The 26896-nt window shown below is 45.0% G+C and carries 25 protein-coding genes; 18 read left to right on the top strand and 7 right to left on the bottom strand.

From position 1 onward, the window contains the following. Nucleotides 1-255: 255 nt before the first annotated feature. The 13 genes from VF412_RS11155 to VF412_RS11095 all read left to right on the top strand — a co-directional run bounded on the left by VF412_RS11155 (nt 256) and on the right by VF412_RS11095 (nt 10583). Nucleotides 256-441: a Flp1 family type IVb pilin gene (locus tag VF412_RS11155; protein ID WP_331339320.1), complete on the top strand. Its 186-nt coding sequence runs from the start codon at nt 256-258 to the stop codon at nt 439-441. 32 nt (nt 442-473) lie between these two features. Further along, the gene (locus VF412_RS11150) at nt 474-659 is read left to right on the top strand and encodes a hypothetical protein (protein WP_331339319.1); all 186 of its coding nucleotides are present in this window, start codon (nt 474-476) and stop codon (nt 657-659) included. Next, nucleotides 656-910 (top strand): hypothetical protein, encoded by a 255-nt coding sequence (locus VF412_RS11145; RefSeq protein ID WP_331339318.1) that lies wholly within the window; start codon nt 656-658, stop codon nt 908-910. The genes VF412_RS11150 and VF412_RS11145 overlap by 4 nt, the downstream gene beginning before the upstream one ends. A gap of 9 nt (nt 911-919) precedes the next feature. Continuing rightward, entirely contained in the window at nt 920-1588 is a 669-nt protein-coding gene (locus VF412_RS11140) for a hypothetical protein (RefSeq protein ID WP_331339317.1), read from the top strand. Continuing rightward, nucleotides 1582-2094: a hypothetical protein gene (locus VF412_RS11135; RefSeq protein WP_331339316.1), complete on the top strand. Its 513-nt coding sequence runs from the start codon at nt 1582-1584 to the stop codon at nt 2092-2094. Before VF412_RS11140 ends, VF412_RS11135 begins: the two co-directional genes overlap by 7 nt. Before the next feature lie 8 nt (nt 2095-2102). Next, complete coding sequence (gene cpaB, locus VF412_RS11130; RefSeq protein WP_331339315.1) at nt 2103-3023, top strand: Flp pilus assembly protein CpaB; 921 nt, start codon at nt 2103-2105, stop codon at nt 3021-3023. A 41-nt stretch (nt 3024-3064) separates the two neighbouring features. Next, a complete protein-coding gene (locus VF412_RS11125) occupies nt 3065-4597 on the top strand; it encodes a type II secretion system protein GspD (RefSeq protein WP_331339314.1) in 1533 nt (510 codons plus the stop codon). 102 nt (nt 4598-4699) lie between these two features. Continuing rightward, nucleotides 4700-6916 (top strand): ATPase, T2SS/T4P/T4SS family, encoded by a 2217-nt coding sequence (locus VF412_RS11120; protein ID WP_331339313.1) that lies wholly within the window; start codon nt 4700-4702, stop codon nt 6914-6916. A 3-nt stretch (nt 6917-6919) separates the two neighbouring features. Then, nucleotides 6920-7795, top strand: a complete 876-nt coding sequence (locus VF412_RS11115) for a type II secretion system F family protein (protein ID WP_331339312.1) — start codon at nt 6920-6922, stop codon at nt 7793-7795. A gap of 31 nt (nt 7796-7826) precedes the next feature. Next, entirely contained in the window at nt 7827-9479 is a 1653-nt protein-coding gene (locus VF412_RS11110) for a DUF6531 domain-containing protein (RefSeq protein WP_331339311.1), read from the top strand. Nucleotides 9480-9492: 13 nt separating this feature from the next. Continuing rightward, nucleotides 9493-9771: a hypothetical protein gene (locus tag VF412_RS11105; RefSeq protein WP_331339310.1), complete on the top strand. Its 279-nt coding sequence runs from the start codon at nt 9493-9495 to the stop codon at nt 9769-9771. Nucleotides 9772-9960: 189 nt separating this feature from the next. Then, nucleotides 9961-10146, top strand: a complete 186-nt coding sequence (locus VF412_RS11100) for a hypothetical protein (RefSeq protein ID WP_331339309.1) — start codon at nt 9961-9963, stop codon at nt 10144-10146. A 188-nt stretch (nt 10147-10334) separates the two neighbouring features. Then, nucleotides 10335-10583, top strand: a complete 249-nt coding sequence (locus VF412_RS11095; protein ID WP_331339308.1) for a hypothetical protein — start codon at nt 10335-10337, stop codon at nt 10581-10583. A gap of 3 nt (nt 10584-10586) precedes the next feature. Here the strand turns inward: VF412_RS11095 and VF412_RS11090 are convergent, their stop codons facing one another. The 3 genes from VF412_RS11090 to VF412_RS11080 are packed head-to-tail and all read right to left on the bottom strand — an operon-like array spanning nt 10587 to nt 12488. Beyond that, entirely contained in the window at nt 10587-10847 is a 261-nt protein-coding gene (locus tag VF412_RS11090) for a hypothetical protein (RefSeq protein WP_331339307.1), read from the bottom strand. Continuing rightward, nucleotides 10834-11226: a response regulator gene (locus tag VF412_RS11085; protein WP_331339306.1), complete on the bottom strand. Its 393-nt coding sequence runs from the start codon at nt 11224-11226 to the stop codon at nt 10834-10836. Before VF412_RS11085 ends, VF412_RS11090 begins: the two co-directional genes overlap by 14 nt. A 44-nt stretch (nt 11227-11270) precedes the next feature. Next, complete coding sequence (locus VF412_RS11080) at nt 11271-12488, bottom strand: hypothetical protein (protein WP_331339305.1); 1218 nt, start codon at nt 12486-12488, stop codon at nt 11271-11273. Nucleotides 12489-12565: 77 nt separating this feature from the next. Here VF412_RS11080 and VF412_RS11075 point away from each other — a divergent pair, with 77 nt between their 5' ends. Then, nucleotides 12566-14164, top strand: coding sequence for a hypothetical protein (locus VF412_RS11075; RefSeq protein WP_331339304.1), 1599 nt, complete (start codon nt 12566-12568; stop codon nt 14162-14164). A gap of 102 nt (nt 14165-14266) precedes the next feature. On the opposite strand, the gene groL is transcribed toward VF412_RS11075, so the two are convergent. The 4 genes from groL to VF412_RS11055 form a co-directional block, all read right to left on the bottom strand. Beyond that, nucleotides 14267-15913, bottom strand: coding sequence for a chaperonin GroEL (gene groL / locus VF412_RS11070; RefSeq protein WP_331339303.1), 1647 nt, complete (start codon nt 15911-15913; stop codon nt 14267-14269). Nucleotides 15914-15956: 43 nt separating this feature from the next. Further along, nucleotides 15957-16244 (bottom strand): co-chaperone GroES, encoded by a 288-nt coding sequence (gene groES / locus VF412_RS11065; RefSeq protein WP_331339357.1) that lies wholly within the window; start codon nt 16242-16244, stop codon nt 15957-15959. 160 nt (nt 16245-16404) lie between these two features. Beyond that, entirely contained in the window at nt 16405-16962 is a 558-nt protein-coding gene (locus VF412_RS11060; RefSeq protein ID WP_331339302.1) for a hypothetical protein, read from the bottom strand. Nucleotides 16963-17079: 117 nt separating this feature from the next. After that, entirely contained in the window at nt 17080-17658 is a 579-nt protein-coding gene (locus VF412_RS11055; protein ID WP_331339301.1) for a hypothetical protein, read from the bottom strand. 309 nt (nt 17659-17967) lie between these two features. Between VF412_RS11055 and VF412_RS11050 the strand changes: the two genes are divergently transcribed. The 4 genes from VF412_RS11050 to VF412_RS11035 all read left to right on the top strand — a co-directional run. Then, entirely contained in the window at nt 17968-19218 is a 1251-nt protein-coding gene (locus VF412_RS11050) for an efflux RND transporter periplasmic adaptor subunit (protein ID WP_331339300.1), read from the top strand. A gap of 2 nt (nt 19219-19220) precedes the next feature. Beyond that, nucleotides 19221-22625, top strand: a complete 3405-nt coding sequence (locus tag VF412_RS11045) for an efflux RND transporter permease subunit (RefSeq protein WP_331339299.1) — start codon at nt 19221-19223, stop codon at nt 22623-22625. After that, nucleotides 22622-25729, top strand: a complete 3108-nt coding sequence (locus VF412_RS11040; protein WP_331339298.1) for an efflux RND transporter permease subunit — start codon at nt 22622-22624, stop codon at nt 25727-25729. Before VF412_RS11045 ends, VF412_RS11040 begins: the two co-directional genes overlap by 4 nt. Continuing rightward, on the top strand, nt 25716-26896 hold a 1181-nt coding region (locus VF412_RS11035; RefSeq protein ID WP_331339297.1), incomplete at its 3' end, for an efflux transporter outer membrane subunit. The genes VF412_RS11040 and VF412_RS11035, both read left to right, overlap by 14 nt.

The raw sequence follows: 26896 nt of genomic DNA, 5'->3' as shown, positions 1-26896 counted from the left end.
CGAGCTTATTTTCAGTTCACACTGGACCTGGTCTTTTAAGCCCTACGTCGAGTGTCGATCAAAAATTCGACAGGTGTAACTCCCCGAAATTATCGATGTAAATTAGTTGATCAAATTGCGTGAATTTCAACGCATGATTTTTTCGCCCTTTTTTCTCATCCTGAGACACCTTAGGTTCACATTCCACTCTTGCAACCCTTAAGAGAATCCCCGTTTGAGCCGATAAATAATTATGAACTATAAGGGGGAACATCCATGAAGAAGTTTAAGAACTTTTCTAAAAGTCTTTTGAAGAGCAAAGCGGGTCAAGGTGCGACTGAGTACATCCTATTGTTGGTTGTCGTAGTAAGCCTCGTGATCATCTTCAAAGACAAAATCAAATCAGCTGTGACTGATAAAGTGAGCTCTTTGAGCAGCGATATCACGTCATTCGGCCAATAGTTTTCTCTTTAACTTAAACGACCGAGGTCTTCATGACCGTTGAGTACGTCTTATTGATGGTAGCGGCGATTTTTATCGGGCTGAAACTTTTTGTTTCAGCTCCGACGAAAGCGTTTATCAATTCTGGTCCTCGTTTAGGGGCTCGGGTTGAACGTCAATTGGAAACCGGCGGTAACTTTCAACCTGGCGGAAGTCGCAACACGTGGGGGGCCAATTGAAAAATTCGCTTCGCAATCAACGCGGTCAATTCGTCATCGAAAGTGTTTTGTTGATTATTGTACTGATGGGAGTTTTCACGGCTTCTGTGAAGGCCCTTCAGGACAACAAGTTTATGGCAAAGATCGTAGAAGAACCATGGGGTCGGATTCAAGGGATGTTGGAATGTGGCGTGTGGGGAACTCCCACAAAAGTCTGCAAGAACATGGCTTCGAGCAGTGCCCGGACAATCTCTTTGGACCCGCGTAAGTAAGAAGGCGAAATGAAAGTTGCAGAAGAACGCAAAAGCTTAATTAGAAATTCGCAGGGTATGATCTCTGCTGATTTTCTTTTCTCAATCACCTTGTGTGTTGGGATTAGCATTGTCTTTTTTGCGATGACTTTCACGTTAGCGATGTCTGAAGTTGTTCAGTACATCACGTTCTCTACAGCTCGTGCTCATGCTGCGGCTCACATTGATCCTGATAAACAGCTTGAGATGGGCAATAATAAATTTAAAGCTTTAGTGAATACGCCAGTATTTAAATCATTGTTCGCAACACCAAACGGTGCGTGGTTCCTTGTCGGAACAACACAACAAGGTGCTGCAGGAGCTCCTGATATTCGTAACGGACTTTCAGGATCTGATTTCTCTGAAACTTACGGAATCACTCCTGACAACTCGGCGTTGCCATACACTGGCGTGCAAATCACTTTCACACCAAGAATTTTGAATATTAAGATTCCTTTCTTGGGCAACACAGCCTCGGATACAGACACTGGCTTCAGTGCAAAATTGAACGCTCTTATCTTCAGAGAGCCCTCACAGTCTGAATGTCTCGATCAAATGAAGAAACGTTATGACGCCTTTGTGCAGTTGAACTCCGGTTACACCATGGGTAGCGGCACAACTTCCAGAAGTTATTATCCCATGGAGGACAACGGATGTTGATGCGTAAAAAGAAACCTTCATTGAACAACGAAAAAGGGATGGCGATCTTTGAAATGATCCCCATCTTGTTCGTTATTATTTTGCTATTTAATTTCTCGCTAGGGTTCTTCGGAGCTATTCATACGGGCATCGTAAATTCAATCGGCGCGCGCAACAATGCGTTTGCGACATTCAACCACCGCGCGAATTTGGTGTATTTCCGTAACGTGACTCCTGCAAGTGCTTCTTACTCGCCGGCAGAGATTCACTATGAACAAAAGGGTTGTCGCATTCATGCGGTGGCTGACTATGGTAGCGGAAGTCCCGACTTCTTAGCGACGAAACGCTATCTTAATTATTTTGATACCACGAGCATTGCGTTGGACGAGGCAAGCAAGTCTCAACATAACACTGACGTCAACGCGATTACCGATTCTTCTAGAAACGAAAAAACAAGTGTGAACCCCATTTGGATTAAAACATCATACGGCATCTGCTTGAACGCAAAATGCACTGGGCCGAGTTAGGAAACGATATGGGATCAAACGATACGCGAAATTTATGGCTATCAATTGGCGCGGGGGTGTTCGCAACATTCCTGCTGTATAGCTATTCGCAAGAGAAAAAAGCAGAGTATGACAAGCGCTTCGGCTCTACCAAACGCGTGGTTGTTGCGAAAGAGGATATCTCTGAAATGCAAACCATCTACGACACTATGGTTGAAACTAAAGAACTTCCTGCAGACTTCATTCAACCAGATGCCATTACAGTTCCTGATGAAATCATTGGTAACGTAGCAGCAGTACCTATTCGTAAAGGACAAATGGTTGTGAAAAACAACCTTCTGACTCCAGGTCCTGACACAGGGATTGCTTTGCAAGTGGCGCCAAGTAAACGTGCTGTGACAATTCCGGTGGATGAAGTCCGTGCCGTTGCGAAATTGATTCGTCCTGGCGATCGTGTTGACATCTATGCAGCTGTCGATAGCGGTAAAGGTGTAAATCAAAAACGTGAAGTGTTCACGATGATGAGTGACGTTGTGGTTCTTGCAACAGGCGTGAGTGTGGTGAACAACATTCCTCGCATGTTCGAACTGGATTCAACTGGTAAAAACTTAAATCAGATCGCACTGACTGGTGATACGAAATATACGACAATCACAATTGAGGCGACTCCGAAAGAGGCGCAAGACTTGATTTATATTCTTTCGACAGCGCCAGGCAACTTGTTCTTTGCTTTAAGAAATCCTAGTGACAGAGCGGTTCCACCACGTATGGCAACATCGTCGGCTGAATCCGTACTTGGCAAGCCTGTTGTTTCGATGGATGGCCCGGCTCCAGCTTCTGTGGCGCCTCCGGTAATTCTGCCGCAACAGCAAAGACCTGCGATGCCGACGCATCAAGTTCCGACTCAACAGCGTCAGCAGACTCGTCCAGGTGGTTTCCATACTTTGTAATTCGTTTTGTTTTTGGGGTTTTGGTTGGTTAAGGGGGAATTATGAAATTACAACTTCTCATGCTGAGCATGCTTCTTAGCTTGGGTGGACAATGGGTGCACGCGGATGATGACCTCACGGCTGATCCCTCGTTGCCTTCATCTGAGGATGGCAGTAGTGCCTATCGCTCGCGTAAATTCATTAGCTTAACTCTCGGAATTGAACATGACGAGAAGCTGCCTCCCATTCCCGAAAATGTGGAATTCAAAGGTGATTTCCGCAGAATCGTAAGTGCTGCCTATGCCAAAGACCTTAACACAATCCGCTTCACCCCTAAGGCGGAAGGTTTTGCGACTTTGACAATTCATGATAGGAAAAATGGCAAGATCGTTGCGGAATATCGTATCGATATCAAAAAATCAAAACTTGATAAAGTCGTGCGCGAGATGCGTGCACTTCTTGGTGATATCGAAGGTATCAATATCAAGATCGTGAACAATAGAGTTGTTGTCGATGGTCAGATTCTTCTTCCGAAAGACTTAGCGCGCATCTATAACGTTGTTCAACAATTCGGTGATCAAGCATCTTCCCTTGTGACTTTGTCCCCCCTTGCACAAAAGAAGATTGCTGAGTTCATCATGCGTGACATCAACAATCCAGAAATCGAAGTTCGTGCTGTAAATGACAAAATCATTCTTCAAGGTTGGGCAAGCAGTGATGATGAAAAGGCTCGTGCTGAAATCATCGCGAAAACATATCTTCCAGACATCGTCATCGAAGCGGCGGAAGAAAAAGGCGTAATCAAAAAGCGTAAACCTGCCAATGACGGTGTTATCAACCTTATCCAGGTGAAAGAATCCGCGCCGAAGCCACCTCCAAAAATGATTCAACTGGTTGTGCACTATGTGGAATTGAATAAGGACTATTCTAAGGCCTTCAAATTCCAATTCACGCCAGAGCTGGGTGATAACTCGCAAATGACCGTATCAAGTGGTGGCACAAGCACCGCTGGTGGTATCGTTGCATCTATCACAGGTACTGTTTCAAACTTGCTTCCAAAATTGAACTGGGCAAAACAACACGGTCACGCTCGTATTCTTGAAAGTACAAGCTTGATTGTAGAGGATGGCAAGAAAGGTGAGATCAAACAAATCACTAACGAACCCTACGCTGTAATCGGCCAGAACGGCACACAAGGTACTGCCTTCGCAGAGGTGGGTATCGTATCGACGATCACTCCGACACTGACTGGCGAGAAATCAGGAAGTGTACACATGGATATGGCATTTAAAGTCAGCAGTATGATCGGCAGCACCTCAGCAGGTGCGCCAATCACTAGCAGCAATGAAATGACGAGTGCGATCATCGTGCGCGATAGGCAAAGCGCGGCAGTTGGTGGTTTGATCCGTAACTCTTCAACAACGGGCTATAACCGTCCGAATGGATCGTATAAGAATCCAATCATTACTTTGTATGCTTCCAAAGAGTTTTCAAAAGACCAAAGTCAATTTGTGGTATTTGTGACTCCAGTGGTGAAAACCTCTGCGAGTGCTGGTGCTGAGCAAATCAAGAAGAAATTCCGTCTAAGAGATTAGTTTATTAAGACCCTGGTCCTGAAAAACTAGGGTCCCTCGCACTAGCCCTAAGAACCGTATAAAAAAAGTACGTTTAGCCGATAAGGAAGATGGAGGTCCGCATTGGCTATAAATCCTAACTGTAATCTTATTGCTGTAGTTGGTGGTAAAGGAGGCGTCGGTAAGAGCGTCTTCGCTGCTAACTTTGCCTGCGCCCTGATGACAGAGCTTCGTGCTCAAGTCCTTCTCATCGATGCTGACTCGAAAAGCGTCGGTGACCAGAACGTGATCATGGGCTTGAAGCCCGTTAAAACTCTGAAAGAACTTGCTAACTTTCAAGGTTCATTAAACTCACAACCGATGAACACTCTTGTGACGATGCATACGTCAGGCCTTGCTTATCTTGGTGCTGTTCGCGGCCCCGAAGAAAGCATGAACATTTCTCCCGACATGTTGGGCAAGCTTGTCGAGTTTTTCAGTCGTGCATTTAAATTTATCGTCGTCGACGTTGGTAACGATTTGGGACCTGCTCAAATGGCTGTTCTGCAAGAAGCTACCGCGATCATGATCGTGACAACACCTGAAGTGTTAGTTGTGACTCAGACTCAACGTCTTGTGAACGAACTTTTGTCTGCGACTTTCCCGAAAGACATGTTCCAACTTGTCATCAATAAGGCGTCACCGACAGGTCTTTCTCCACAAGCGATTTCAAATCAATTGCAACTGCCTTTCTTAGGGATCGTTCCGCAAGATGAAGCCACATCGATGATGGCGCTTCAAAAATACACTCCATTTGTGATCTCGTCGCCAAAAGCTCCTGTGACGGCGGCCTACTTTGACGTGGCAAGAAAGCTAACCGGCGGTGTTTTACAAAGACTAAAAACATTGTCTCGTCCAAAGCCAACAGCTCCTGCCGCTTCGACAGATAGTGGAGCGAATGCTCCCGCTGGAATGTCAGGTATGGACCCCCGCACGATGCTTAAGATTCGTGTGCACAATGAATTGATCCGCACGGTAGACCTCAAAAAACTTTTGATGGATACCAAAGATGAAAATAAAGAAAAAGAAATTCGTGAGAAAACAAAACGCGAAATTACGGTGATCGTTGATAAAGAAGCTCCGGATGTAGCTCGTGAAGAACGGTCTAAAATCATCAAAGAGGTTTTAGAAGAAGCTTTGGGCCTTGGTCCTTTGGAAGACCTCCTTGCAGAGCCTTCCGTTTCCGAGATCATGGTTAACGGCTACAAGAAAATCTTCGTCGAACGCAGTGGTAAAGTTCAACTCAGCCCTGTGACATTCACATCGAATGATCATCTTCGCCGCATTATCGAACGTATCGTGACTCCACTAGGTCGTCAGATCAACGATTCGACACCATACGTGGATGCCCGTTTAAAAGACGGTTCCCGTGTGAACGCCGTGATTGAACCATTGGCGATCGATGGCCCTGCTCTGACAATTCGTAAATTTAAAAAAGGTGGTATCACTCCGGAAAAATACATGGAGTACGGAAGTATCACTAAGAACATGATCGACTTCCTTCGCATCTGTGCAGAAAACGGTTTGAATATCGTTATCTCTGGCGGTACCGGTTCAGGTAAGACATCTTTGCTGAACATGTTGTCATCGTTCATTCCTTCTAACGAGCGTGTGATCACCGTCGAGGACGCGGCCGAGCTGCAACTTCAACAGGAACACGTTGTGCGTCTGGAAACTCGTCCTGCCTCGATGGAAGGGACGAACTCTGTAACAATTCGTGACTTGATTAAGAACGCCCTGCGTATGCGTCCCGATCGCATCATCGTCGGTGAGTGCCGTGACGGCGCCGCTCTTGATATGTTGCAAGCGATGAATACAGGCCATGACGGTTCAATGACTACAACACATGCGAACAGTCCACGTGAGTGTATTGCTCGCCTTGAAACTCTTTGTATGATGTCAGGAATGGACCTTCCTGTTCGCGCGATCCGAGAACAGATCTCAGGTGCGGTGAATTTGATTGTGCAGATTTCTCGTCTGTCAGACGGTTCTCGTAAAGTGTTGAGCATTACAGAAGTCGCCGGCATGCAAGGGGACGTCGTGACTTTGGCGGAAATTTTCCGCTTCAAAGAAACGGGTTACGACAAGAATCGTAAAATTCAAGGTGTCTTTCAGGCAACTGGTACGATTCCTAGCTTTATTCAAAAACTAAGCGATAAAGGTGTTGTGATTCCACGCGAGATCTTTGCCAATGATCCAGCGGCAGGAAATCCACCTGCTGCGAAACCAGCAGGTCCTGCACCAAACATCGCGGCTCCAAAAATGCCAGGGGTCATTCCTCCGGCGAAGAAGACTGGATAGAGTATGCATTTTCTATTTAACGAATGGATCATGATTCCTCTTTTTGGTATTTGCGTCTTCATCATTATTTTGATGTGGGCAGAGAAAGGCGTTGCGTGGCTTCACAAGCGCAGCCTGGGTCAACGAGAAGAAGTGATTAAGATTCTTCGTTTGATGGGTTCTGAAGTCGATGAAAAGCGCATCACCATTATGATTTTGTTGATGAGCTTTGGTGTCGGCGCTTTAGCATTCCTATTATGCTGGCCGAGTGTTTTGATGGGAATCTTCTTTGGTTGCTCACTCACGATCGCGGGATGGCAATTGCCTTTGCTTCTTGTGCGGACAATCTATGAACGTCGTTGCTCGACATTCACAGATCAAATGGTCGATGGCCTAACAATCATGGCCAACGGTATTAAAGCCGGATCAAATCCACAGGAATCGATGAAGCGTGTGGTAGAGATCATGGGAAATCCTATCAGTCAGGAATTCGCGCAAGTTCTTTATCAAATGCAAGTTGGTGACAGTTTCGAGAGCGCCTTGAACGATTTAGGAAATCGCATTCCCCGTCCCGATGTTCAGATGTTCGTGACGGCGATCAATATCTTAAAAGAGACCGGCGGTAACTTGGCAGAGACTTTCCAGACCATCGTCATAGTCATTCGCGAAAGACAAAAGGTCGAGAAAAAAATTCAAGCTCTGACTGCGCAAGGCCTTATGCAAGGGATTATCGTGACTATGATCCCGTTTGTTTTGATGGCCGTATTCCTTATGATCGATCCGAATTTCATCAAGCCTATGTTTACCACAACCTTAGGTCTAGTGTTGCTGTTTGTGATGCTATGTCTGCAAGTTATCGGTGGCGTAGTCATTAAAAAGCTTGTTACCATTAAAGTGTAGTTTGTCAGTTTCAAGGATGAGGTAGAAACAAATGAAGAAAACTCTCTTGGCAATTGCCGTTCTTTTTTCTGCGCAAGCCCACGCGCTTGTCGACATGAAAAACGCCAATTACTCCAATACCTGGATTGATATGGATGTTCCAGGAAGCGGATACGATCTTAAAATCGTAAGAACTTACAACTCTCGTTCACTCTTCAACGGCATGTTCGGTTTCGGTTGGTGCTCTGACTTCGAAACGACAATGGAAGTAACTGCTGAAGGTAACTTGAAAGTGAAAGAGTGCGGTGGCGGTTTGGAAGTCACGTTCTCTCCACGCGAAGTAAGTCGTGCAGATGTTGATAAGACAATCAACTCGATCATCACTAAGATGAGAGCTGAAAGGAAAGTCGGCGTAACTGAGGCCTACCTCAATACTTTAAAAACTCAATTGGTTGAAGACGATAATACTCGTTCTGAACTAGCAGCGAAGTACGGATTAACTCCTCCAGTTCGCGAAGGAACCAAGTTCTATGCGAACGGCCGCGAGGTTGAGCATTTTGTTTTCAATAAAACTTACTACACTCGCAACCTTCCAGATGGCAGCGCTCAACGCTTCAGCCCTCAAGGCAAGCTGACACATATCTATGACAAGAACGGTAACTACTTGAAATTCACGTATGACAAAGACGTGATCGCGCAAATCGAAGACAACAATGGTCGTCGATTGACATTCAAGTACTACCAAAATAAAAAAGTTAAATCGATCACAGGTCCAAATGGTTTGATGGCTGACTATAAGTTCGCAAATCTTGACGACTTGGCTTCTGTGAAAAATGCTTGGTTGAAGACTTATACTTACGAGTACGATGATCTTCACAACCTTACCAAAGCAACTTGGCCAGATAAGACTTTCGTGGCTTTGAAATACGATAAGAAAAACGACTGGGTTATCGGTTTCGCAGATCGCGATAAGTGTGTGGAATCATACAAATATGAGTTCGCAACAAACGATCCAAAAAATCACTACTGGTCGACGGTTAAAAAAGTGTGCGGCAAAGAAACAGTTGCTGATAATAAGTATGAATTCTGGCATGCACAACGCCCTGACGGTCAATACTATTTGCAACGTGTAGCTACGACAGTAAATGGTAACGTGACTGATATCACTTACCATGAAGTATTCGGCAAACCGACATCAATTCGCCGCAATACAGATCGTATCTCTTATGAATATTATCCAGATGGTCTTGTAAAAACAAAGGCAACAGCAGCAATGCGTATGTCTTATGATTACGATCCAAAGGTTAAGAAGGTAAGTGAAGTAACTACTGTATTCTTCAATGCGAAGGGTGCAAAAGTGGCTACGAAACAAACTCAATTTAAATACGACGCTAAAGGAAATCTTGCATTCGCTCAGAATAGCGATGGTCAAAAGATCTCTATGACGTATGATAATCGCGGCCGCATCGCTACGATCACAGATCAGGCGAAAAAAGTGGTTAAGATCGAATACGAAGAGCGTTATGGTAAACCATCAATCGTAACTCGTCCGGGTCTTGGTACTATTCAGGTCTCTTACAAAACGAATGGAGAGATCAACAAAGTGGATAGCAAAGAGGGTCCTTCAGTGGCAATGCAAGTGGCCAGCACTTTCAACAACTTGCTAGATATTATCGCTCCAGCAACAGCTGAGCTTTATCTATAAGGAAGGTGGATTTATGAAGAAGATTTTAGTTCTAACGACAATCTTGGTTTCTTTAAGTTCAGCTTTCTCTGCATTCGCACAAGACGATTCTAAACGCACTGTGAACCCAGGCGACGATCCAAATGAAGCAATGGTTTCACAAGGCGCTGCGGTGGCATCAGTAGGTGAGTGTAAGGAATGTTTGGCTCGCTTGAAACACATGCGCATGCAAGACGCCACAACGGCTCAGCCAAGATCTGGTTCTTCAGGGTCACCTGACTCTTCTAAAGGAAACGGCGCTATCGGCAACTAAGCTGTATAGTCAGTTTGCATACGAAGGACACAAAAGGGCTCGGAACAATCCGGGCCTTTTTTATTTAGAGCCCCTGCCCCCTAAGTCATTGATAAGACAAGTGAGACGTCTCAGTCTGAGACATACTTCATGGCACAACCGCTGCAATAGACTCCTTATGAAGATTTATATCTATCAAAGGAGTCCCCCATGAAGATCGCGAAAATTTTAATGGCTGCTTTCGTCCTAGCTTCTGCTTCTGCGTCAATCGCGGAACCAAAATGCGCACATAAGGATAACGGTTCTCTTTTCGCTTCTACAAATCCAAAGCAACGTGCAAAACAATCTGCACCTGCAACATCTAGTTCTAGCTCTGCGAACGGCGCTATCAACTAGAACAATTTAGAAATTGCCCCCTAGGAGAGTAGCTTCCCCCCTGGCTGCTCTCCTTCCCCTTTTGTCAAAAGCGTAGGCACGCGCGGAACGAAAAGGGCGCGTGACGGCATGTGCTCTCTCATTCTGAGAAGCGCTTCTTCTAAGTCGTTGATTCTTCGTCAACGCAATCTCACTATGATTCGAAAATCATGGCACAACCGATGCAATACCCTCTTGTGTACAACGAACTTTTAGACAAAGAGGTTACAATGACAATCACTAAAGCAATCATCACAGCAGCAATCCTAACAATCGCTTCTACTTCTTTTGCTGGTTCGAAATGCACTCACATGATGACAAGCCAAGGCAACAGCCTCTTTGCAAATACGACGGCACCTTCCTCGATCCAAGCCCAAGGAACTCAAGCAGCTACTTCGAATAATCAAGCTATTAAATAATTTCTAACGAACGGCCTTTTCCGAAGCGCCTTCTTGGAATCCATCAACGGTGCTCACAACACCGTCTTTCACATGATGGCCTAGATTTCTAAGTGCCATCGCACCACCTGCTGCGGCACTTTGAACCCACTGAGAAACAGTCGAGTGTTGAAGCCATCTGAATGAATAGCTTTCGATTGAAGCTCCACCCACTTTCACCTGCATCAAAACAATAAGAAGACATGTAAAAGCGAATGTTTTAAGAACGAACTTAAGTTCTTCCATGGGTTGATTCCCCTTGCTGTGGCAACACTTTGGAAATTGTTTTTAAAATTTGATCTTTGGTAAATGGCTTCGTCAGGTACTCGTCAAAGCCAGCTTCTTTGGCTTTTTCAATCAACGCATCGTTATCGATCGTCGAACAGCCAATGATTTTAATGTCCGGAGCAAGCTCCTTTAGAATTTTTGCTGTTTCAATGCCATTGCGTTGAGGCATCACCATATCAAGAAAGACAAGATCGGGCAGAGTGGCTTGAACGAGCTTCACGGCTTCGTCGCCGTTCTCAGCTTCACCCACACAAACGCCACCCGCAGAGCTTACAATATTTTTTATAAGTTCTCGAAGGAAGGCGGCATCATCTACAACAGCAAAACGTATCTTCATACGCCTTTAGTATATGGATTTCGCTGCACTTTGATGAGTGTATTTTAATGACCCCAACGATAGCCTAGGTTGAACATGTACATCGTATTCGTCACGCTGACGTTTATTGGAGTATTTCCCGTCTGTGGGTCTGGCAAAGAAGCAGGGCCGCTGAAAAGATTTCTTTCAGAGGAAACCCCCATGTTCCAAGTCATCTGACTGTAACGCGAAAACTTCCATTCGCCGCCTAGATCAAATCCAATGCGCGTGTTTTCGTCACTTGAACCAGAGCTGACATCAACAGCCGTCGCCGATTCGTTATGAGCCAATCTTGGGAAGAATGTCCCACCCACCGTCCATGCATAAGAAAGCGAGGTCGGGAATCGAGCCTTTAAGCCCACACCCAGACCCGACGAATGCAAACGCGGGTGCTTCTGGCTATCCTCAGAAACCTTATATTGATCATCGCTATACAAAACCGAAAATTCCAAAGAGTTCGCTTTTCTAGATACTCCAAAAAACTTACGGAAGTTCAATGCTAGATCTAAATTTTCATATTTTGCAGAGACTTTAGAATGATTCGCATCATCGACATCCGCACCAAAAGAAAATAAAATCTGTCCAGAAACACCAATCAACGGAGTCAACCACACACCCGCCTTGATTTTCATGGCTTCAAAAAAGGCATTGTAGTTACGGAACGAGTAGTCTGACTTGGAGTCGTTATAAGCCACTACCGGAGCAAACTCAATTTCAACTTTATTGTTACGAATGTCGTCTGGGTGTATTTTCTGAGCATAGTAATCATAAACTTTGTCAGCACTACTGTTAAAGAGAGATTCTGCCTGTTCTCCGATTGTTGGTTCTTCCAACTGTGTGTCCTCGACGGTCGCTTGTTCCTCTTTTTTTGCAAGTTCTAGATTCTGTGAAAGGACCTTTGCATCAGCAACTTGTTTTTCGGCAGCAGCTTTATCTGCGGCTAATTTTTCAGCCGCAGCTTTGTCTGCTTCAAGCTTTGCCTTTGCCGCTGCTTCTTTGGCTTTTTCATCAGCCAGTTGTTTCGGCGTCAGAACACGCACTTTGATACCGTCAGAATCAGTGACTGGCTTTTCATCATCATTTTCTTCAGTTTCTTCCACGGCAGTCGGCAGACGGTTCTTCTTTTTCGTCGGGCGAATCTCGTAACGACCTGTAGAGAAACCCTCCAGACTAGACTGCGCATGCACTAGCGAGCTGCTCATCAAAAGAACTAACGAAAGCAAAAAGAATTTGATCAATTTCATGCAAATTATTTCGGCTCACGGTCTGAATTACTTGATGTCAAATTGACGAGTTTTCGAGAGACAGGCAGAATAAAAATATGAAATCATTCTTTCTTAGTTTCGCCATCGTGATGATCAGCTTTTTCACTGTCTTTCATCCTGCTAGCGCCCAGACGAATGCCCAGAACACATACGTCAGTGCCATTGACCAAGATCTGGCGATTAAATCCATCGTTCTTGTTCCAGCAACTGATAATGTTGGTGGAATTTATGCGAAACCTATCGATGAAGAGCTTCATAAAGTTTTGAACGATGATAAACAGTGGTCACTCACAGAATTTCCAAAAGGCTTGCAAATAAAATCCGAACTTCTTGATGAACACCCCGAGGATGTAAAAAAAATTCTTCAGGCAGGAAAATCAGAAGCCGCTTTAACAACAAAATTAATTAAAGGCCCTCGAGGCATTTCTATCACAATGACTTTGTATGTTGGTCGCGATGGTTTGCCTTTATTGCAGGAAAGCCTTACTGATTACAAAGGTTTTGAAATCTCTGACATCAACAATCAAGTCAGAAAACTTTTTGAAAATATAAAATCCCGCATGCCTTTCCGTGCGACAATTCTTAGCCGCCGCGGCCAACAAGTGACTTTGAATTTAGGAAGCAACTATGGCTTAAAACCCGACAGCCGCGTGTCTGTTGTTCAGATCATCAAAGTGAATCGTCATCCAAAATTGAAATTCATGATTAGCACGGAAAAAGAAGTTCTGGGTCGTGTGAAACTTTTCAAGGTAGAGCCTTATCTAAGTTTCGGCTACATCGAACTTGAAAAAGAACCCGGTGTGATCGCGGTAGGTTCGAAGGTTATGCCCGACGAATTTGTGAAGTATGCGACTCCGGTCGTAACTCCAAGTGGAAAAGTTTTAGCAGATATCACCCAACGCCCGGATAAGGATGTCGCATTCGGCGATGAACCTAAAGAGTGGACGCCGGAATCCAATCCTCAATTCGGCAAAGTAGAGCTGATGGGTGGTTTTTCCTCCTACACGCAAAACGTAAAATTGACTTCTGCGGGTTCAATCAGCGGTAGCAACAATTTGGCGCCGAATATTTTGATCCGTGGCGAGATGTGGCTGAATCCCGAGTGGTTTATCGGCGTGGGACTTCGTCAATCAGTGTTTTCGATCGATAATGGCTACACAGGTTCCTCCCCAGGGAAGTTAAATATGTCTATGAGCCAATACGGCGTCAATGGCGGCTATAATTTCCTTCTGACTGATGATTTCTTTGGACCAAAAATTCAAATCGCAGCTGGCTATACTGTGACTGACTTTAGAATCGACGACAGCACTCCAACGGCCTTCACTTCGATGAAATACAGCGGCTTTCTGATTAGCCTTGCAGGACAATTCCCGATCTCAGATCAGTTGCCGATCGATTTGGGTGGTAAGTTTGATCTGTATGTGAATCCAACTTTGAGTGAAAATATCTCCAGTGGCGGATCATCTTCAAACACGATTAACGCATTTAGCTTCTTCGCAGACTACCGAATGAAAACGCGTTTCAAAGTAAAAGGTGAGTTGCTATTTGAAAATTATAACTCCGACTTCAGCGGCACAGGCCAACGCACGGATCCTGCAACCAGCACAAGCCACAAAATGACAACCCTCATGGGCGGCGTAGAATACTCATTCTAAAAGGTACGCCGTACCTTTTTGCGATGCTTTGTATAAAAAAAGCCCGGCTTATCACCGGGCTTTTTAAGTTTGGAATTATTTTTCCAGACGAGGGGACACGAATTACATCATGTCGCCCATGCCACCCATGCCGCCCATACCTGGAGCGCCACCTGGCATTGCTGGAGCATCTTTCTTAGGAGCTTCAGCAATCATAGTTTCAGTAGTAAGCATCAAAGAAGCTACAGAAGCAGCGTTCGTCAAAGCACAACGTACAACTTTAACTGGATCGATAACACCGTCTTTGATCAAGTCAGTGTATTCGTCAGAGTAAGCGTTGAAACCCCATGAAACAGATTTGTTTTGAAGGATACGATCCAAAACGATCGCGCCATCCAAACCAGCGTTTGCAGAGATTTGACGGATAGGCTCTTCACAAGCACGTTTGATGATAGTTGCACCAAACTGTTGGTCTTCTTGGAATTTAGATTTATCAACTTTTTGAGAAGCACGAAGCAAAGCAGTACCACCACCCGCAACGATACCTTCTTCAACAGCTGCGCGAGTCGCGTTCAAAGCATCTTCTACGCGGTGTTTTTTCTCTTTCATCTCAACTTCAGAAGGAGCACCAACGTGGATAACAGCTACGCCGCCAGCCAATTTAGCCAAACGCTCTTTCAATTTTTCTTTATCATAGTCAGATGAAGTTTCTTCGATTTGAGCTTTGATAGCAGAAACACGTGCAGTGATGTCAGCTTTTTTACCAGCGCCATCGATAACTGTTGTGTTGTCTTTGTCTACAACGATACGTTTCGCAACACCAAGGTCAGCGATCGTAGCTTGCTCAAGCTTGCGACCGATGTCTTCAGAGATCACTTTCGCGCCAGTCAAGATCGCGATGTCTTCAAGCATAGCTTTACGACGATCACCGAAGCCAGGAGCTTTAACAGCACAGATGTGAAGAGTGCCGCGCAATTTATTAACAACCAAAGTTGCTAGTGCTTCACCGTCAACGTCTTCAGCGATGATCAACAGTTGACGACCTTGCTTAGCAACGCCTTCAAGAATACCGATCATATCTTTCATTGAAGAGATTTTTTTGTCATAAACAAGAACGTAAGCGTTCTCTAGAACTGCTTCCATTCTTTCTGCGTTAGTTACGAAGTATGGAGACAAGTAACCACGATCGAATTGCATACCTTCAACAACTGTCACTTCAGTTTTAGCTGTTTTAGATTCTTCGATAGTGATAACGCCTTCTTTACCAACTTTATCCATAGCGTCTGCAAGCATTTGACCGATTTCTTTATCGTTGTTTGCAGAGATCGCACCAACTTGAGCAACTTCGTTTGAACCTTTAACAGGTTTCGCCATTGCTTTAAGTTCGTCGATGATGATTTCAACCGCTTTGTCGATACCACGCTTGATAGACATTGGGTTGTGACCTGCAGAAACTAGTTTAGCACCTTCGCGATAGATCGCTTGAGCCAAAACAGTTGCAGTTGTTGTACCGTCACCAGCTTCATCATTAGTTTTGGAAGCAACTTCCTTAACCATTTGAGCGCCCATGTTTTCGAATTTGTTTTCCAATTCGATTTCTTTAGCAACAGTGACACCGTCTTTAGTGATCAATGGAGAGCCGAAAGATTTATCGATAACAACGTTACGACCTTTAGGTCCCAAAGTTACTTTTACTGCGTTCGCAAGAGTGTTCACACCTTTCAAGATGTGTGCGCGAGCGTCTTCTGAGAATGTTAATACTTTAGACATGATTTACTCCGTTTAGTTTCTTTAAATTAAAAAAGAGAGCGAACTAGTTGAATACACCCAAGATGTCTTCTTCGCGCATCATCAAGTATTCTGCGCCTTCAAGTTTCAACTCTGTGCCTGCGTATTTAGAGAAAAGCACTTTGTCGCCAACTTTCACTTCAAGAGGAAGAACTTTTCCGTCTTCAGTGATACGACCCTTACCAGTCGCGATGATTTCACCTTTTTGTGGTTTTTCTTTCGCTGTATCAGGGATGAAAAGACCGCCAGCAGTTTTTTCTTCTTCCGCCATTCTGCGAACAAGAATTCTGTCATGAAGTGGGCGAACGCCAATTTCGTTCTTAGCCATAGAGATTCCTCCGTTAGTTTTTAAAATTAACGAAGACAATATGAATCGGCTATGAGAGGAGTCAAGGTCGGGAGTCCCAAATTTCTGTAATTTGAACTCCGAAAATATAGACGCATGTTGTTAAGATGCGGGGATGTCTTAAGAATTATTTTACTGGGTCCTTAGCCAAGTTATTTGCGCTCGCCGGAAGATCCGCAGCGTGTGCTCCGAATACTGAGTTCGCATAAGCCGTCATTAATTCTGCGACTTCATCAGGGGACAACTTGCCGGCCACCTCTTGGAATGCGGCCTTTTTGTTTTGAATCTTAGTCAAATAGCCAACGAAATAGTCCGTCACTGTGAGGTCATTGGCAACATCAAGATCGTACTGTTCTTCGCGAAGATCTCTTTCCAATTTCTCGAGGGCCAAATCACGAGAAGCAACGGCTTCAAGACCGTGAGCACGCGCCATATTAGGATCAGTTCCCACAGCCACAGTGCGATTTTTGCGAACATCGATTTGAGTTTTAATGGAAGCCACTTTGCCTTGAGCTTCCGCCACCATTTCATGCTTCCACTCGCGGTAGCTTTTCACGTGAGACGCGGATACCACCGGCTTTTGTGTTACGGTTTGAGCCACAATAGAAGACTGAGCATGTGCCTTTAATGTAAAAGTCGTCATCGCCATAAAAGCGATTAAAGGCATGTGTTTAGCGAGTTTCATCAGAGTCCTCCAACAGACGTTCAACCATCCGGAAGGAGTATTACAAGTCCTGTGCCCGCCTGAAGATGACTCAAATGCAATATATTAGGTTTAAAAGGGGTTTAAGGCCCAATTGTGTCAGTATGAGCCGCTTTTTTGCTGACAGAAAGGAACGTCGAAGTTCCCCGAGATTTCGGTGCGGTTCACGTTACCAGCCTGGAATTTCCCACTGACCGAGCCCTTGATGTGGCCATTGGCGATACTATCAATCGTAATCGTTCCCTCGCTCGCCACCATATTATTGCGACTGCTGCCAGCCTGAGTGAGATCGGAAAAGATCAATGTCGGAATCAAGTTGAACGGGTCCGATGGGTCAATCGAGATCGATCCAACTTGGTTTTGTGTGTACAAGCGAACTTGAAAAGTGGAACCGAAATATTCTCCACAAGGGTTTGCAATATCTTGATTCCAAAGATTCACCTGAAGATAACTTTGGCCATTACGCTTAAACAGGAAAGCCTTGCCAGTCGCGAATTTCCACGCTCTTCCATTAATCGCTCCGTCCGCATCATTGCTATATATAGGCTTCGACGCCACCGGAGGAACAGCCCCTTGATCACTGACTTTATTGGAATAGTTCGATGCCGAACACGCTACTAGTAACGGCCAAAAAAGCAGGGATATAAGACATTTAGAAACGCACTTAGAGTATTTCATCTAGGCAAAATCCTATCTAATGCGACGTCCGCGTACAAGTTGAATTATAAAGTGAACTTCCCTTTGGTTTAGGATCAATCCCGTCCCCAGCGAGTGCAAGCTGTAATCGTGCACTAACAAAATCAAAACACTTCACCAAAATCAGTAGACAGTTGAAGCAATGTGGAAACGTTGAAAGAACTTATTTGATTGTCAGCACTGGAATGCGGCCACTCTATGACTTTCTCCAAGGGACATATCCCAAGGACGCACGAGTTTTTATCATTGAGTCAGGTACCTCGATCACTCTTAACAAGAATCGAGACATCAATGCCTAAGCAAAATGAACGCGAAGAAATTCCTTCGCCGCAAAGTCCTGTGCCTGAAGAAAGCAAGCCACGTAAACGCAGCTGGTTTATGATCAGCTTAATCACGATTTTATGTGTCGGTGTCGCCTATCTCTTGATCAAGCCTTTCATCACACCGAAAAAAGATGCGCCGAAGGGTCCGCGCGCGGTTCCCATCGAAGCCGATATTGCTCGCAGAGGAAGTATTAAGGTTTACGTGCGTGCGCTGGGCACCGTGATACCGTTGCACTCGGTGACGGTCGTCAGCCAGGTGCAAGGTCAAATCACCGCCGTGAATTTCCGCGAAGGACAGTTCGTTAAAAAAGGGGATTCGCTGATTGAAATTGATCCTCGTCCTTTTCAAGCGGCCGTTTTGCAAGCCCAAGGGCAATTGGATAGGGATCGTTCTTTGGCAAGACAAGCAGAGATCAATCTGAAACGCTATACACAAGCCTATGCCGCTCATGCAATTTCCCAACAACAATTCAGCGATCAACAACAATTAGTGGCTCAGACAAAAGCAACGGTGAAATCAGATGAAGGAGTTTTAGAAAATGCTCAAGTAAATCTTGCCTATACACATATCACTTCACCACTTGATGGGCAGATGGGTTTGCGTTTGGTTGATCCAGGAAATTTCGTACAAACAGGTGGAACTCAGCTTGCGGTGATCGCACAAATTGAACCTATTACCGTCATCTTCAGCGTTGCAGAAGATAATCTTTGGCAGATCCAGGAACAGATTAAACAAAAGCAACAGATGACCGCTGAAGTTTATGATCGCAGCTTGAAAAAACTCATCGCAACCGGAACATTCCTTGCGATGGATAATCAAATTGATCCAAATACAGGAACCGTGCGCATTCGCGCGATTTTCGACAACAAAGAGCATTCTTTATTTCCCAACCAATTCGTAAATACAAAACTTCTTGTCACAACAAAAGAAGGCGTGATCTTAGTTCCCACTGCCGCAATTCAAATCGGACCGCAGGGCTCTTACGTCTATGCCATTCAACAGGACGGCACAGCCAAAATACAAAAAATTAAAGTTGAAATTACAGAGGGAGACCACGCCTCTGTCCAAGGTTTGAACGACGGTCAAGCCATCGCTATCAGTGGATTTGATAAACTCTCGGAAGGAGTTCACGTTCAAATCCGCAACAAACCTCAGCAGCAGGTTCCTCGTCCATCAACAACTCCGGGGACAACCACCAGTCCTATCACGAGGAACTAAAGATGAATCCCTCAAGACCATTTATTCTGCGCCCAGTAGCTACGACGCTATTCATGGCAGCAATTCTGCTGGCAGGTCTTGTGGGATTTCAACAATTGCCAGTCTCTGCGTTGCCAGAAGTTGATTACCCAACAATTCAAGTCGTCACGTTCTATCCCGGAGCCAACGCAGAAGTAACAGCTTCGGCCATCACCGCCCCCCTTGAAAGACAGTTTGGTCAAATGCCAGGACTTGCACAAATGAGCTCGAACAGTTCCGCGGGAAGTTCAGTCATTGTCTTGCAATTTACTTTAGACTTAAATCTCGACGTGGCCGAACAGGAGGTCCAGGCAGCCATCAATGCAGCACAAACTTATTTGCCTGTAGATTTGCCAACTCCACCGATTTATTCCAAAACGAATCCCGCGGATACTCCGATCCTCACTTTAGCTTTGACGTCCGATACAATGCAGCTATCGAAGATTCAGGATATTGCCGACACCCGCCTTGCTCAAAAGATCTCGCAAGTCAGTGGCGTGGGCCTCGTCTCTATCAGTGGGGGACAGAAGCCGGCTTTACGAATTCAGGCAAATCCTACGGCGCTTTCTTCTTATGGTCTTAACTTTGAAGATCTTCGCACCACTTTACAACAAAACAGTGTGAATCTAGCAAAGGGTAGTTTCGACGGCCCAAGGCAAGCTTTCCAAATCGACGCCAATGACCAGCTTCTAGATAGCACGGGCTATAAAAACGTGATCATTGCTTATCAAAATGGAGCTCCAATTTATTTATCGGATGTCGCACATGTGGATGATGGCGTGGAAAACTCACGACAAGCGGCGTGGATGAATGAAACTCCGGCTGTGATCGTGAATGTGCAACGTCAGCCTGGTGCAAACATTATTCAGGTTGTGGATAAAATTAAAAAACTTTTGCCGTCATTAACGAACACTCTTCCTTCGGCGATTAAAATTTCTGTTTTGTCTGACAGAACCGTTACGATTCGCGCTTCGGTGAAAGACGTCGAGTTCGAATTAATGCTAACGATTGTTCTAGTAGTGTGCGTCGTCTTTGTCTTTCTTCGGGACCTGCGGGCGACCATCATCCCGAGTGTCGCAGTCCCCCTGTCGCTGATTGGCACCTTAATGATCATGTATTTGATGGGTTATAGTTTGAATAACCTAACATTGATGGCACTGACGATTTCTACGGGATTTGTCGTGGATGACGCTATCGTGATGATTGAAAATATTGTTCGATACATCGAGGAAGGGGATTCTCCGCTAGATGCTGCTTTAAAAGGGTCCGAGCAAATCGGCTTTACGATCGTGTCTTTGACTGTCTCCTTGATTGCGGTTTTGATCCCGCTTCTTTTCATGGGCGACATCGTTGGTCGTCTTTTTCGCGAATTCGCAGTGACCTTAAGTGTGACGATTTTAATTTCTGCAATTGTCTCGTTAACATTAACACCGATGATGTGCGCGCTTTTTTTAAAAGCAAAAAGTGACGAAGAAGAAAAGCCCAGCCGGTTTTTTATTGCAACCGAAAAAATGTGGGACAAGGTTTTAAATAGTTACGATCGAAGTCTTCACTGGGTCCTACACCATCAGACCGCGACGTTGTGGGTCGCTTTGAGCACATTGGTACTCACGGTCTGCTTATACATCATCGTGCCGAAAGGATTCTTTCCGACTCAAGATACAGGAATTATTCAAGGGATCTCCGAGGCACGCTCGGGAATCTCATTTCCAGCAATGTCCTCACTGCAACAACAGCTTGCTAAGATTGTAATAGAAGATCCTGCAGTCGAAAGTGTGTCTTCCTTCATTGGTATTGACGGAACCAATCAGCTCGTTAGCACCGGGCGCATTCAAATCAATTTAAAGCCCTATGATGATCGTGGCATTACAGCGACACAAGTTATCGAAAGGCTGAAACCGAAATTGGAAAAGATCTCTGACATTCACTTGTACATGCAACCCGTGCAAGATCTCACTGTTGAAAATCGCCTAAGTAAAACTCAGTATCAATTTACTCTTTCAAGTCCTAATAGTCAGGAACTTCGCACGTGGACTCAAGAATTCATGAAGCGCCTTGGAAAGCTTCCTGATTTACAAGACATCGCGACAGATCTGGCTAATGAAGGGCCCGCTGTGAATTTGGTGATTGATCGCGAAACGGCCTCGCGCATTGGGGTCTCTGCCGCAGCCATCGATCAAACTTTGTACGATGCCTTTGGTCAACGTCAGATTCTAACTCTGTATACTCAGTCGAATCAGTATCACGTCATCTTGGAAGCTCTTCCTAATTTTCAAGAAAATCCAAATAAGCTTAATGATATTTACGTGAGATCTTCTGCTCCGACATCTTCTGGAGGCTCTTCAAGTTCACTGGCTACTGGCAACAGTGGGGCGTCCTCAAGTTCTTCGAGTATCGGGGCCTTAGCTGCCACTTCAGGATTAACCTCAAGCACCCTTTCATCTTCGACGAAGGCATTTCATCCCAATGCAATTGCAACGGCGCTCACCTTACCCAAAGTCGCCGAAAGTGGATCGATTCCACTCAGCGCTATTGCTCACTTTGAACCGAGAACAGCGCCAATGTCGATCAATCACTTAGGTCAATTTCCCATGGCGACAATTTCGTTCAATCTTTCCCCCGACGGATCTTTGGGGTCCGCTATCTCTGATATTGAGAAAGTCCTTAAAAACATTCACTTCCCATTAAGTCTTCAGGCAAGCTTCCAAGGAGCGGCAGAGGCATTCCGCTCGTCCTTAAGAAACGAACCTATCCTAATCGCAGCAGCCTTGATTGTCGTCTATATCGTCCTTGGAATTTTATATGAAAGCTTCATACATCCCATCACAATTCTTTCGACTCTGCCATCAGCAGGTATCGGCGCGTGCGTTGCCTTGTTGCTGACCGGATCCGAACTCAATGTGGTTTCCATCATTGGCATCATCTTGCTCATTGGCATTGTGAAGAAAAACGGCATCATGATGGTCGACTTTGCTATGGAGGCAGAACGAAAGGACAACAAGAAGCCGGAAGAGGCCATTGTGCAGGCCTGCCTTCTTCGTTTTAGACCGATCATGATGACAACGATGGCGGCCTTATTCGCAGGTCTACCGTTAGCATTCGGCACAGGTATTGGCTCTGAACTGCGCAGACCCTTAGGTATCTCTATGGTCGGCGGTCTGTTGCTTAGCCAAGTTCTGACTTTGTACACGACACCTGTGATTTATCTTTTCTTTGATCGTCTACTTTTGAAATTCAAACCAAAAAAATCCAACCTAGAGATCGAAGAAGAACAAGGGAATCCAGCGCAAGAAATTCATTCAACAATTCAAGAATCTGAAGCCGGATTTCAAAAAAATTCTGAGCAGAAGAAAACGCCAAATCGCCCTTCTGAATCGGAGTCGCCATGAACTTATCAGCGCCTTTTATTCGCAGACCTGTCGCAACCACTTTATTAACAGTGGGCATTGTTCTATCTGGCGCCGTTGCTTTAAACCTTTTGCCCGTGGCCCCACTGCCACAAATTGATTTTCCAACAATTGCTGTCGGCGCCGCTTTGCCTGGGGCAAGTCCCGAAATCATGGCCTCGTCTGTAGCGACTCCTTTAGAAAGGCAATTCGGTCATATAGCCGGTGTGACTGAAATGACTTCGACAAGTTCTTTAGGAACGACCACTATTATTTTGCAGTTTGATTTAAATCGCGACATCAACGGTGCGGCTCGGGACGTTCAAGCAGCCATCAATGCCGCCCGTACAAACTTGCCAGCAAATCTTCCCTCTAATCCAAATTACCGCAAAGTGAATCCCGCTGATGCGCCGATTCTGATTTTGGCGTTAACTTCAGATACGATGAATCGCGGACAATTGTACGATGCAGCCTCAACAGTTATCCAGCAGCGCATTTCACAAATCGAAGGTGTCGGCCAAGTTCTTATCGGGGGAAGCTCTTTGCCTTCGGTGCGCGTGACTGTCCAGCCAACACAGCTTAACAACTTAGGTTTGGGTCTTCCCGACGTTGCGGCTGTCTTAAGAGCACAAAATGCAAATCTACCGAAGGGACAATTAGCCGACAGCGAAAAAATGTACGATATCTATGCGAACGATCAACTTTTAAAGGCACAACAATATAAGCCTCTCATCGTGGGATATAAAAATGGTTCTGCCATTAGACTGTCTGACATCGCCACTGTCGAAGACGGAGTCCAAGATATTCGTTCTGCCGGTTATATGGACGGGCACCCCGCTGTTGCTTTGATTATTTTCCGGGCCCCTAACGCAAATATCATTGATACAGTAGATCGCATTCGCACAGCATTACCGTCTCTTGAAGCGTCGGTTTCTTCGGCAATTAATTTTACTGTGGTTCTTGATCGCACAACGACTATCCGAGCCTCTGTAAAAGATGTAGAACGAACCTTAATCATTTCAATTCTGCTCGTGATTTTGGTTGTCTTCGCATTTTTGCGAGACGCACGCGCAACAATGATTCCAAGTGTTGCCGTACCGGCATCTCTTATCGGCACTCTCGGTGTGATGTACTTGCTAGGGTATAGCTTGAATAATCTGACCCTGATGGCTTTAACTATCTCTACGGGATTTGTCGTGGACGATGCCATTGTCGTGATCGAAAATATTTCACGCTATCTTGAAGAGGGAGAAACTCCCTGGAAAGCAGCTCTTAAAGGCGCCAGCGAAATTGGCTTTACGGTTTTATCGATGAGCATCTCGTTAGTTTCAGTTTTCATTCCTATACTTTTAATGGGAGGAATTGTCGGGCGTCTTTTTCGGGAGTTTGCGATGACTCTTTCCATAGCAATTTTGGTTTCATTGATCATTTCGTTAACTGCAACGCCGATGATGTGCGCAAGAATTTTAAAAAGTAAAAAAGATCAGAAGCGCAGTAAGCTCTATATAAAAAGCGAAAAGATCTTTGAAGGCATGCTGACGTTTTACGAAAAAACCTTAACGGTGGTATTACGTCATGAATATTGGGCGTTATCCGTCTTACTTCTAACTGTCGTGGCCACGGGAGTTCTATTCTTCTATATACCCAAAGGATTTTTTCCACAGCAAGACAACGGGACGCTCATCGGTGGTGTGCAGGGGTCCCAGGACATTTCATTTCAAACGATGAACAAGGTGATTCTTGAGTTTGCGAATATCGTGAAGAAAGATCCTGCTGTCCTGCATGCAGTTACTTTTACCGGAGGCACAGGTTCTACGAACGGTGGGTTTATCTATGTCGCCCTTAAGCCTTTAGAGGACCGCAACAATGTTTCATCATCTGATGTTCTGAATCGCTTGCGTGGCCCACTGATGACAGTGCCTGGCGCTTCTGCTTTCTTACAAGCGGGACAAGACGTACGCATCGGCGGCCGTCAAAGCAATGCACAGTTTCAATACACGATTCAAAGCGACAGTGTTCAGGATCTTGAAAAATGGGGACCTGTCTTACTTAATGGCATGAAGGGCATTCCGGGATTGACTGACGTCAACTCAGATCAACAAAACAAGGGACTGAAAGCTTTGATAGAGTACGATCGCCCTACAGCAGCACGCCTCGGGATCAATGCTCAGCTGATCGATACCAGTCTTTATAATTCATTTGGGCAGGCGCAAGTTTCAAAAATGTATACAGCTCAAAATCAATATTTCGTGGTCATGAATGTGGCTCCAGAATATTGGCAATCACCGGAGTCCCTGGAAGACACTTACATTAAAACATCCGCGGGCAATATCGTACCGCTGCGAGCGCTTGGACATCATACGATCACAACAGCGCCACTCACAGTAAATCATCAAGGGCTTTTCCCCGCGGTAACGATTTCCTTCAATCTTGCTAACGGCATGGCTTTAGGAACCGCCTCTGATGCAATAGAGAAGTTAAAGATCAGCTTAGGCATGCCACAGTCTATCCGCGGTATGTTTGCTGGAACTCTGCAAGCCTTTAAAGATTCTCTTTCAACAGAGCCACTCTTGATCGTCACGGCTCTGCTGGCTGTTTATATCGTCCTTGGGATGCTTTATGAAAGTTTTGTTCACCCCATCACAATCCTATCAACACTTCCTTCTGCCGGCGTCGGAGGAGTTTTAATTTTAATGCTCTTCAAATTGGACCTCAGCGTGGTGGCATTGATTGGAATTTTATTACTGATTGGTATCGTGAAAAAAAATGCGATCTTAATGATCGACTTCGCAATTTCCGCCGAACGCAATGAAGGAAAAAATTCTCGAGATGCGATTTATGAAGCATGCTTATTACGATTTCGTCCTATTTTGATGACAACACTGGCAGCACTTTTAGGTGCCGTGCCCCTGGCTTTCGGAACAGGCATGGGCTCTGAACTGCGCAGGCCTTTAGGTGTTACAATCATTGGTGGATTGATCTTTAGTCAGATTCAAACGTTATATACCACGCCGATTGTTTATCTTTTATTGGATAAACTGAGTCCGAAATCAAAAAAGAAAAAACAACCGTCTTTAGAATCGGAGAATCAACATGAAAGAAAATAATTTTTCTTCTTTTAGATTCTTATGTTTATGGTGCTTACTTCTTAATGCTTGTGTTACGGGCCCTAAATACGAAAGACCTTCTATCGAAACACCAAAGGCTTTCAAAGAGACAAATACCGAATGGAAGCAAGCTGATCCTAAGGACGCATTAAACAAGGGTAAGTGGTGGGAGCTCTTCAACGACCCACAACTTAATCAACTTGAAGAGCAAGTGAATACATCGAACCAAAACGTCGCTGCAGCTATCGCAAATCTTCGCCAAGCGAAGGCATTAATTAAAGCAGCTCGTGCCCAATACTATCCAACATTAAGTATAGCTCCCAGCGTGACAAAATCTAAAGGCGCTTCGTCGGGAAATCCAAATGGAACAAATGAAACGACGACACTCTTTACTTTGCCACTTGAAGCATCGTGGGTTCCTGATCTTTGGGGAAAGGTTCAAAGCGCCGTCAAACAAAGTATCGCCAACGCTCAGCTAAATGCCGCAGATTTAGAAAATATGCGCTTATCTCAACAAGCAGAACTTGCCACCACTTACTATGAGCTGCGCGCCCAAGACGAGTTGATTCGACTTTTTGATTCGACGGTAGGCGCTTATGAAGGAAGTTTGAAATTAAATCAGGTTTTACTAAGAACCGGTATCGGCTCGGACGAGACTGTCGTTCAGGCAGAGACACAATTAAAGACGATCATTGCACAATCAACGAATTTAAAAATCGCACGGTCTCAGTATGAACATGCCATTGCACTTTTAATTGGGAAACCGGCAGGAAATTTAATTATTGAACCTACACAGTTGAAAGAAAATCCTCCAACTGTTCCTATCACTGTCCCGTCTACTCTGCTAGAAAGACGACCTGATATCGCTGCCGCAGAACGTGGAATGGCTGCTGCTAATGCAGCCATAGGCATTTCTACAGCTGCTTATTATCCTCAACTCAGTCTTTCTGCGGCGGCCGGGTATAATGCGACTTCTTTGAAAGATCTTGTGAACACACCAAATTTTTTCTGGTCACTTGGAGCAACTTTAAGTGAAACGATATTCGATGGCGGAGCACGATCGGCCCAAGTTGAACAATACAAAGCGGCTTATGATTCTTCCGTTGCGAATTATCGCCAGACTGTTTTGACAGCGTTTCAACAGGTGGAAGACTCTCTTGCAAGCCT

The organism is Bdellovibrio sp., from assembly GCF_036384735.1.
Classification (GTDB): domain Bacteria; phylum Bdellovibrionota; class Bdellovibrionia; order Bdellovibrionales; family Bdellovibrionaceae; genus Bdellovibrio.
The sequence above is the reverse complement of the archived record's forward strand: the minus strand, read 5'-3'. Positions and strand labels throughout refer to the sequence as shown.

What these genes read in the sequence shown, in the direction of transcription:
- VF412_RS11155 (WP_331339320.1), top strand. Translation starts at nt 256, where the DNA reads ATGAAGAAGTTTAAGAACTTTTCTAAAAGTCTTTTGAAGAGCAAAGCG.
- VF412_RS11150 (WP_331339319.1), top strand. Translation starts at nt 474, where the DNA reads ATGACCGTTGAGTACGTCTTATTGATGGTAGCGGCGATTTTTATCGGG.
- VF412_RS11140 (WP_331339317.1), top strand. Translation starts at nt 920, where the DNA reads ATGAAAGTTGCAGAAGAACGCAAAAGCTTAATTAGAAATTCGCAGGGT.
- VF412_RS11135 (WP_331339316.1), top strand. Translation starts at nt 1,582, where the DNA reads ATGTTGATGCGTAAAAAGAAACCTTCATTGAACAACGAAAAAGGGATG.
- cpaB (WP_331339315.1), top strand. Translation starts at nt 2,103, where the DNA reads ATGGGATCAAACGATACGCGAAATTTATGGCTATCAATTGGCGCGGGG.
- VF412_RS11125 (WP_331339314.1), top strand. Translation starts at nt 3,065, where the DNA reads ATGAAATTACAACTTCTCATGCTGAGCATGCTTCTTAGCTTGGGTGGA.
- VF412_RS11115 (WP_331339312.1), top strand. Translation starts at nt 6,920, where the DNA reads ATGCATTTTCTATTTAACGAATGGATCATGATTCCTCTTTTTGGTATT.
- VF412_RS11110 (WP_331339311.1), top strand. Translation starts at nt 7,827, where the DNA reads ATGAAGAAAACTCTCTTGGCAATTGCCGTTCTTTTTTCTGCGCAAGCC.
- VF412_RS11105 (WP_331339310.1), top strand. Translation starts at nt 9,493, where the DNA reads ATGAAGAAGATTTTAGTTCTAACGACAATCTTGGTTTCTTTAAGTTCA.
- VF412_RS11100 (WP_331339309.1), top strand. Translation starts at nt 9,961, where the DNA reads ATGAAGATCGCGAAAATTTTAATGGCTGCTTTCGTCCTAGCTTCTGCT.
- VF412_RS11095 (WP_331339308.1), top strand. Translation starts at nt 10,335, where the DNA reads ATGGCACAACCGATGCAATACCCTCTTGTGTACAACGAACTTTTAGAC.
- VF412_RS11090 (WP_331339307.1), bottom strand. Translation starts at nt 10,847, where the DNA reads ATGGAAGAACTTAAGTTCGTTCTTAAAACATTCGCTTTTACATGTCTT.
- VF412_RS11085 (WP_331339306.1), bottom strand. Translation starts at nt 11,226, where the DNA reads ATGAAGATACGTTTTGCTGTTGTAGATGATGCCGCCTTCCTTCGAGAA.
- VF412_RS11080 (WP_331339305.1), bottom strand. Translation starts at nt 12,488, where the DNA reads ATGAAATTGATCAAATTCTTTTTGCTTTCGTTAGTTCTTTTGATGAGC.
- VF412_RS11075 (WP_331339304.1), top strand. Translation starts at nt 12,566, where the DNA reads ATGAAATCATTCTTTCTTAGTTTCGCCATCGTGATGATCAGCTTTTTC.
- groL (WP_331339303.1), bottom strand. Translation starts at nt 15,913, where the DNA reads ATGTCTAAAGTATTAACATTCTCAGAAGACGCTCGCGCACACATCTTG.
- VF412_RS11060 (WP_331339302.1), bottom strand. Translation starts at nt 16,962, where the DNA reads ATGAAACTCGCTAAACACATGCCTTTAATCGCTTTTATGGCGATGACG.
- VF412_RS11055 (WP_331339301.1), bottom strand. Translation starts at nt 17,658, where the DNA reads ATGAAATACTCTAAGTGCGTTTCTAAATGTCTTATATCCCTGCTTTTT.
- VF412_RS11050 (WP_331339300.1), top strand. Translation starts at nt 17,968, where the DNA reads ATGCCTAAGCAAAATGAACGCGAAGAAATTCCTTCGCCGCAAAGTCCT.
- VF412_RS11045 (WP_331339299.1), top strand. Translation starts at nt 19,221, where the DNA reads ATGAATCCCTCAAGACCATTTATTCTGCGCCCAGTAGCTACGACGCTA.
- VF412_RS11040 (WP_331339298.1), top strand. Translation starts at nt 22,622, where the DNA reads ATGAACTTATCAGCGCCTTTTATTCGCAGACCTGTCGCAACCACTTTA.